This is a genomic window from Thermostichus sp. MS-CIW-23, assembly GCF_054059455.1.
This window is the reverse complement of record NZ_JBSSCC010000068.1, coordinates 1-7,283: the sequence shown is the minus strand read 5'-3', so window position 1 is coordinate 7,283 and position 7,283 is coordinate 1. Positions and strand designations below refer to the sequence as shown.

The 7,283-nt window shown below is 61.0% G+C and carries 6 protein-coding genes; 1 reads left to right on the top strand and 5 read right to left on the bottom strand.

Annotated features, from left to right (window positions below; translation table 11 throughout):
* Nucleotides 1-164: 164 nt before the first annotated feature.
* Complete coding sequence (locus ACVW0B_RS14015; RefSeq protein ID WP_457389012.1) at nucleotides 165-440, bottom strand: (2Fe-2S)-binding protein; 276 nt, start codon at nucleotides 438-440, stop codon at nucleotides 165-167.
* 287 nt (nucleotides 441-727) lie between these two features.
* Between ACVW0B_RS14015 and ACVW0B_RS14010 the strand changes: the two genes are divergently transcribed.
* Entirely contained in the window at nucleotides 728-1,180 is a 453-nt protein-coding gene (locus ACVW0B_RS14010; protein ID WP_011431920.1) for an Hsp20/alpha crystallin family protein, read from the top strand.
* On the opposite strand, the gene ACVW0B_RS14005 is transcribed toward ACVW0B_RS14010, so the two are convergent.
* The 4 genes from ACVW0B_RS14005 to ACVW0B_RS13990 form a co-directional block, all read right to left on the bottom strand.
* Nucleotides 1,127-1,993, bottom strand: a complete 867-nt coding sequence (locus tag ACVW0B_RS14005; protein ID WP_414351982.1) for an SAM hydrolase/SAM-dependent halogenase family protein — start codon at nucleotides 1,991-1,993, stop codon at nucleotides 1,127-1,129. The two genes, ACVW0B_RS14010 and ACVW0B_RS14005, sit on opposite strands and share 54 nt — an antisense overlap.
* Nucleotides 1,994-2,061: 68 nt before the next feature.
* A complete protein-coding gene (gene argZ, locus ACVW0B_RS14000) occupies nucleotides 2,062-4,194 on the bottom strand; it encodes a bifunctional arginine dihydrolase/ornithine cyclodeaminase (RefSeq protein ID WP_457491968.1) in 2,133 nt (710 codons plus the stop codon).
* 84 nt (nucleotides 4,195-4,278) lie between these two features.
* The gene (locus tag ACVW0B_RS13995) at nucleotides 4,279-5,031 is read right to left on the bottom strand and encodes a response regulator transcription factor (protein ID WP_011431916.1); all 753 of its coding nucleotides are present in this window, start codon (nucleotides 5,029-5,031) and stop codon (nucleotides 4,279-4,281) included.
* Nucleotides 5,032-5,234: 203 nt separating this feature from the next.
* A complete protein-coding gene (locus ACVW0B_RS13990) occupies nucleotides 5,235-7,046 on the bottom strand; it encodes an ABC transporter ATP-binding protein (RefSeq protein WP_414332680.1) in 1,812 nt (603 codons plus the stop codon).
* Nucleotides 7,047-7,283: the final 237 nt, after the last annotated feature.

Below are 7,283 nucleotides of genomic sequence, written 5' to 3'. Positions count from 1 at the left end.
AGACTTTTGACCAGCAAACCTATATGGAGGAGGGCTTTCCTCCCGACACCAAGCCTGCGGCTATGGTGCGGGCCTCCAGCCCGAAAATTTGGTGAAATGCAAGGACTCCGTCCCGCTTACGCGTTCGCGTTAGCGTCGCGTAGCGACAAAGGACTCCGTCCCGCTTACGCGAGCGGATCCCATTCCCCGCCTCTGGCCAACCCCTCGATGGTGGTGATGGCTTGGCCCTGCAAGCGCGCCGCCGGGTACAGGCAACTGTGGACGGGATCCCCCTCCAACAGCACCGTGCAAGCCCCGCAATCCCCCGAGTCGCAGGCACGGCGTACCCCCACCCAGCCCAGCTCCCGCAACAAGCTCAGCAGAGTGATCCCCGGCGGAACCACCTGCCCATAGGGTTGGCCGTTCACCTGAAATCGGATGGGAATGGGAGTGGGATCCATAACGGTCTTCTTTTTTCACTCACATCTACCCCATTCTGTTTTGAGCAAAATGTTTCGAGTGAACCATTGGATTGCCCTGTTTGTTTTCATCCCTCTTCCCCATGAGGTGAGGGGATCCTGCCTATCGCAGATCGGTTTGCCCTCCCTCGCTGGGATGGCTTTCTTGGATGATCAGAGCAGGATTTTGTGAATTCAAATCCCAAGTGCAGGCCAAGCCTTCTTTGCCGAGATCTCTTCGCTTCCCTCAACTCCATTGATGACTTAGCCTATTTACCCTAGGAGACACTATGGCAACTCTTTACTTCAGCCCGCTTTTCGAGGTACAAGCTCTGCAAGCGGAGCCCAACCGGGGACGCTCTCGCTCCTTCCTGCCCACTCCTCTGCAGGTTTGGGAGAGCGGCGAAGCCTACACCGTCCAGTTGTGGGTGCCCGGTGCCAATCGGGAACGCTTCCACATCGAGGCCACGGCTCAACAGCTCTCCATCAGCGGCGAGATCCAGGTTCACGGCCCTGAAGGTGCTGAATTGCGCTACCAAGAAGTGGAGCCCCAACCTTTTCAACGCATCCTCAAGCTGGCCCGCCGCATCCAGCCGGAGAAAGTCTCGGCCACCTATCGCGACGGCATCCTCACCCTCACTCTGCCCAAAGCCGACGCAGCGCGGGTGATCAAAGTCCAAGTGGGCGCCTCAAACCCCACTACTCCGACGGAAGCCGTGACGGTGGAAAGCCAACCTGCCTAGGATCCCCCTCTTTTCGGGAGAGGGGCTGGGGGTGAGGATCCACTGCACGCGCACCTCATCTCCCACCTTAAAATCCAGCGCCCGGCTGGCATTGCCTCGGTTTTGCACGATCTCCACCCAGCCGGAGCTGCCCACCAGGGCCAGCACTTCCCCAACTTCTCCCTCAGCAAAGGTGGCCACGGAGCGGACGGGGATCCCTTTGATCCAGGCGCTCCAGCTTCGACCTTCCACCCACTGTCCGGGCAGGTTGGTGATGCCGTTGCCGAAGTGGTCGATGGCCTGGACCAGGCCGCGACAGCCGTTGGTCTCCATCTGGGGTGGCGGCCACTCCCAGCGGGTTAGTTCTGCTACGTCTAGGGGATCCCCCAGCTCCGCCAAAGGGATCCCGTTGGCCAGATGAGCGGCAACCGGGGCAAAAATATCCCGCCCATGAAAGGTGCGGCTGGGAGAGGGGGTGCGCCAATAGCGGGGCCGGTTGAGTTCCACAGCAGCCAGCGCCGGAGTTTGGGCCAAAACGCCGCTGAACAGGCCATTGTCAGGGCCAACCAAAAAGCCCGTCTCGGTTTGGATGGCTACCGCCCGGCGGCTACTCCCCACCCCTGGATCCACAACGGCCAGGTGAATGGTGCCCGACGGCAGATAGGGGTAGGCCGTCATCAGGGCAAAGCGAGCCGCCGCCACATCCTGAGGCGGGATCCCATGGCTGAGGTCGATGAGTTGAGCCTGTGGGGAAAGGGTATGAATCACCCCTTTCATAATGCCCACATAGGGATCCTGCAGGCCAAAATCCGTCAACAGGCTAATAAAAGGCATACCCTTTTGAGGCTTGAGGATCCCAGTTTAAGGATCCCAAAAGATAACAGCGCTTATGGATGGGGTGGCTAGCGGGCAGCAAGAGCAGGTTGCGGGCGCTCATACACCTGCCCCAAACGCGCCAACTGCTGCACCAGCAAGCTCAAGAACAGGCCCACATCGGTAACAATCCCCACCGACTCCAGGGATCCCCGATCGGCCAGCTTGGTCACCACTGCCGGGTTAATGTCCACGCAGATCAGCTTGACCCCGGCAGGCGTCATGTTCCCGGCACCAATGGAGTGCAACATGCTGGAGAGCATCAGCACCATGTCGGCCCCCTGCAGCAGCCGCGCATAATCCTGTTGGGCCTTGATCAGATCCATCTCCGTATCTGGCAGCGGCCCATCGTCGCGGATGGATCCCGCCAGGGAGAAGGGCACCTGAGCGCGAATACACTCGTAGAACACCCCGCCGGTAATCACGCCCGCTTCCACTGCGGCCCGGATGCTGCCGTACTTGCGGATGAGGTTGATGGTTTTGAGGTGATGCTTGTGGCCGCCCTTGACCGGGGTGCCCCGCGACAGATCCACCCCCAGCGAGGTGCCGTAGAGATTCTGCTCCAAATCGTGAACGGCAATGGCATTGCCCCCCAGTAGTGCCTGCACATAGCCCTCCCGAATCAGGGTAGCCAAGTGGGATCCGCCGCCCGTGTGGATGACCACCGGCCCTGCCACCACCACCGTTTTGCCGCCCCGCTCCTTGATTTGCCGCAGCTCCCAGGCAATCTGCTCCACCAGGATCTCCACCCGCCGCTCGCTGGAGACCCCCGATCCCATAAAGGTGAACTCCTGGGAAGAGCGCTCTTTGCTGGCCTGGCGCACGGTGCGGATCCCTTCCACCCCACACACCACGGCATCCCCCACCTGCAAATCTCGAATCAGGGTGCAATAGGCTGAAAACTCCGTCTTGCCATTGCAATCGGATCCCTTGACCACGATCACCCCATCCATGCGCTGCCGCTGCACCGGGATCCACTGGCCGGCCACCCGCACCTGCGTGGGGTAGATGGTGGTGACATAAAAATCGTCGGGAGCTACCCCTGCCTTCTCCACCCGCTCCAGACGGGCATCTTGCTGGGTTTCCTCCGAGAGACGGGCCCCCTGCTCGATCAAGGCGCTGAGAATGGTGTCCAGGGTCTCTTCGGTGGGAGCGGAAACGGCCAGTTCCACCGTGGAAGTGCTCTGCCGTTTTTCCCCAAGCTGAAACTTGAGGATCTGGAAGCTGCCGCCATTGTCGACAATGCAATCGACGGCTCTGGTGAGCAGGTCGCTGTCCACCAAGTGTCCCTGGAGGGTCACCGTCCGGCTGAGCACCGTGGCCACCGGATCGGTTTGGGGAGCCACCGTCTCGTCGAGGCGCAATGTCAAGCACTTGGCCGCCCCACCGGCTTTCAGGAACTCCGTCAGCTCCGTCTGCACCACCGCAAATCCCCGCTCCTGTAGGGCGGCTTCCAGCTCTGGGCTGACCCGATTCACCAAGATCGTGCCGTTCACATCCACGGCATTGCAGGCAAAGTGAATGGCATCCGCCTCCTGAACCGGGATCCGCTTTTCGGGGGGCACCCGCATCTCGATCAGGCGGTTGGAATAGGCATCAAAAGCCGGCGGGTAATAGAGCAAATAGCCTTCGGAGAGGGGGCAGAAGCAGGTGTCCAGGTGGTAGAACCGCTCGTCCACCAGCCGCAAAGACAACACCTCGATCCCCAGCCACTTGGCCAAGTAGGGGTGAGACTCCAACATGGAGCGAAAGCCGTAGCCCGCCCACAGCCAGCGCCCTGCCCGATCCAACAGAGCATCTCCCGCCCCCTCAAAAGCCAGGGCTGGCGGCAGCTCATAGACGGTGTAGCCCTGTTCCTCAAACCAAGCCTTGAAATGGGGCTGTTCCCCCTGCCGCTCTGGGTGATAAAAACGGCTCAGCACCACCGTGGATCCCAGGATGAGCCCAGCATTCGCCGTAAACACCATATCCGGCCATCCCGGCACCGGCTGGATTAGCTTCACCTCCGCCCGCTGCGAGAGATGCCGATAAAGAGCCTGCCACTGCTGCAGCGCCCGTTCTCGGGAAGAGCGGTGAACATTCCCCACCATCCAGGGGTTGATCACATAGTCCACCTCGTAGTGATCGGGTGGGCACATCAAATACCGAATGGCACCAGGCATAGATCTCAGAGCGCAATCTGCAGCAGGGCATCCCCTAGATTAGCAGTTGCGTGAGCAGCATCCTCAAGAATCATGAAAGAATCATTATTTGTGGGAATCTTTCGCCAGCTCTGGCTGCGGTGGGACGGGATCGGCAATGTTGGGCAACTCCAGACAGTAGCCCGCCCCATAGACGGTTTTGATGTACTGGGGGTGGCGGGGATCCGGCTCCAGCTTGGTGCGCAGGTGGCGGATGTGAACACGGATGGTCTCGATGTCGTCGTCGGGCTCGTAGCCCCACACCTCCTGCAGGATTTCGCTGGGGGAAACGGTCTGCCCATGTCGCTGCATCAGACAGTGGAGCAGGTCAAACTCCAGGTGGGTGAGCTTGATCGTTTTGCCGAACCACAACGCCTCAAAGCGCTCCGGCACCAGCGTGAGAGGGCCATAGGTGAGGATCTCCCCATGCTTGGCCGCCTGTGGGATCCGGTCTGAGCGACGCAGCAGGGCCCGCACCCGCACCAGCAGCTCCTGCACCTCAAAAGGCTTGGTCAGGTAGTCGTCGGCACCGGCATTAAAGCCCTCGATCTTGTCCTGGGTTTGGCCGAGGGCGGTGAGCATCAAAATCGGGATCTCGCTGGTGCGCTCCTCCCGCCGCAAGCGCTGACAAACGGTCAGGCCATCTACCTGGGGCAGCATCAGGTCGAGGATGATCAGATCGGGGAGAACTTGCAGAGCCAGTGCTTGTCCGCGCACCCCATCGGTGGCCTTCACAACCTCGTAGCCCGCCAACTCCAGATTGATGCGCAGGATATCCAGAATCGAAGGGTCGTCCTCAATAATGAGTATGCGAGCCATAGCCGGTTGCAGCCCAAACTGCGGATAAAACGTTTTGTTAAATGTGCTAACAAAGAGCCGAAGCTTTACGACTGGAAGTTTACTTAATTTTAGCCTCATTGCAAATCTTACTGCGAAGTTAACCCGCAGGGTTGCCCAGCCCGGAGCCGGATGCAGGGGAAACTTTTCAACCCGTTTGGGGCAAATGGGTGCGTTTTTAAGGCCTACGGCCCGCTATCGCGAACGGATCTCCCTTTGGGGGAAGTGCTCCGCACCGCTGGCGCGAACGCGGCGATGAGGCGGCGGGTGTAGTCCTGCTGCGGCTGCTGGTAGATCTGGGAGGCGGGGCCAAGCTCTTCGATGCGGCCCCGGTTCATGACCATGATGCGGTCGCTCATGAACTTGACCACGCTCAGGTCGTGGGAGATGAACAGGTAGGCCAACCCCAGTTCCTCCTGCAGATCCTTGAGCAAGTTCAGCACCTGTGCCTGCACGGAGACATCCAGGGAAGACACTGCCTCATCGCAGACGATCAGGCGGGGCTCCGAGGCCAGGGCGCGGGCAATACAGATCCGCTGCCGCTGTCCTCCGGAAAACTGGTGGGGCGGGCGATCCAGCGCTTCCGGATCCAACCCTACCCGTTCAAACAGGCGTTGGGCCCGTGCTCGTCGCTCAGCAGCATTTCTCCCAATCCCGTGCAGGGCCATTGGCTCTATGACGCTGGCTCCCACACTCATGCGCGGATCCAGTGAGGCTGCCGGATCCTGAAAGATCAGCTGAATCTCGCGGCGGAGACGACGTAAGCGTTGGGGCGGCAAGCGGAGCAGCTCCTCGCCGTCGTAGATCACCTGGCCAGAGCTGGCACGGACCAGGCGCAACAGGGTTCGCCCCAGGGTGGTTTTGCCGCAGCCGGACTCTCCCACCAGCCCCAAGGTCTCTCCGGGGTAGAGGTCAAAGCTGATCCCATCCACAGCTCGGATCTCGCCCACCTGGCGGCCAAATGGCCCTCGACGGACGGCGTAGTGGGTTCGCAGATCCCGCACCTGCAGCAGGGGGGGCTGACTGTACAGCCGGCGCAGCCGTTCTTCCTCTAAGGACTCCGTCCCGCTTACGCGAACGGCAGCCGGGATCTCCACCTGCTGCCACTGCTCCTCTGGGGATCCCCCTTTTTCCAGAAAATCCTGGACGGTGGGCAACCGCCGCAACCGCCGCTCCAACACCGGGCGACAGGCCAACAGGCCGCGGGTGTAGGGATGCTGGGGATCCCGAAAGATCTGCTCCACCGATCCCTGTTCCACAGCTTGGCCCCGGCGCATCACCACCACCTGATCTGCCAGTTCGGCCACCAAATTGAGATCGTGGGTGATGAAGAGGATGGCCATCTGCCGGTGCTGCTGCAGCTCCCAGAGCAGGCGCAGGATTTCCGCTTGCACCGTAACATCTAGAGCGGTGGTCGGCTCATCGGCAATCAACAGTTGGGGATTGGAGGCGATGGCACAGGCGATGGCCGCCCGCTGGATTTGGCCGCCGGAGAGCTGATGAGGGTAGCGCTCCAGCATCTGGGGAGAAAGCTGCACCTCCTCAAACAGGCGAATGGCTTGGGCGCGGATCTCCGCCGGGCTCAGGGAGGTGTTGGCCCTCAAGGTTTCCTGTAACTGCTGGCCACAGGTGTAGAGGGGGTTGAGGGCGGTGCTCGGCTCCTGGAAAATCATGGCGATCTGGGATCCGCGATAGCGCCGCCGTTGCCGGGGATCCAACTGCAGCCAGTCCACCGTTCCGTTGGGGCCCTTGAAGAGGATTTTGCCCTCCACCCGGGCCGAGCTGGGCAGCAGATCAATCAGCGTCAGGGCGGTCATGGTTTTGCCGGATCCCGACTCCCCCACCAGGCCTAAGGTCTGGCCGATCCCGATCTGGAAAGACAGCCCGTCCACCACCGGGGATCCCGAGGGCTCGCCAGCTGCACGGCTGGGCAAGAAAACCCGCAGCCCTTGTACGGTCAGCAAGGCAGAATCGGCAGTAGAGACAGCCTCAGTCATGGCGACGAAAGTGCTCCGCACCGCTGGCGCGAACGCATTAGGGGAATTGGCAGGATTATAGACTACCGCCCCCGCCTTGGCCTCCAAAGTGCTCCGCACCGCTGACCAAAAGGCGCGGCAAGCCCCGTCCTTCAGGGCGGGGAAGGATAGCGCCGACCGTAGCCGACGCCCTTTAAAAACGCAGTGTCGGCCATGTGAATATCGTTGTCATCACGCATAGGCCAAGAATACGATTGA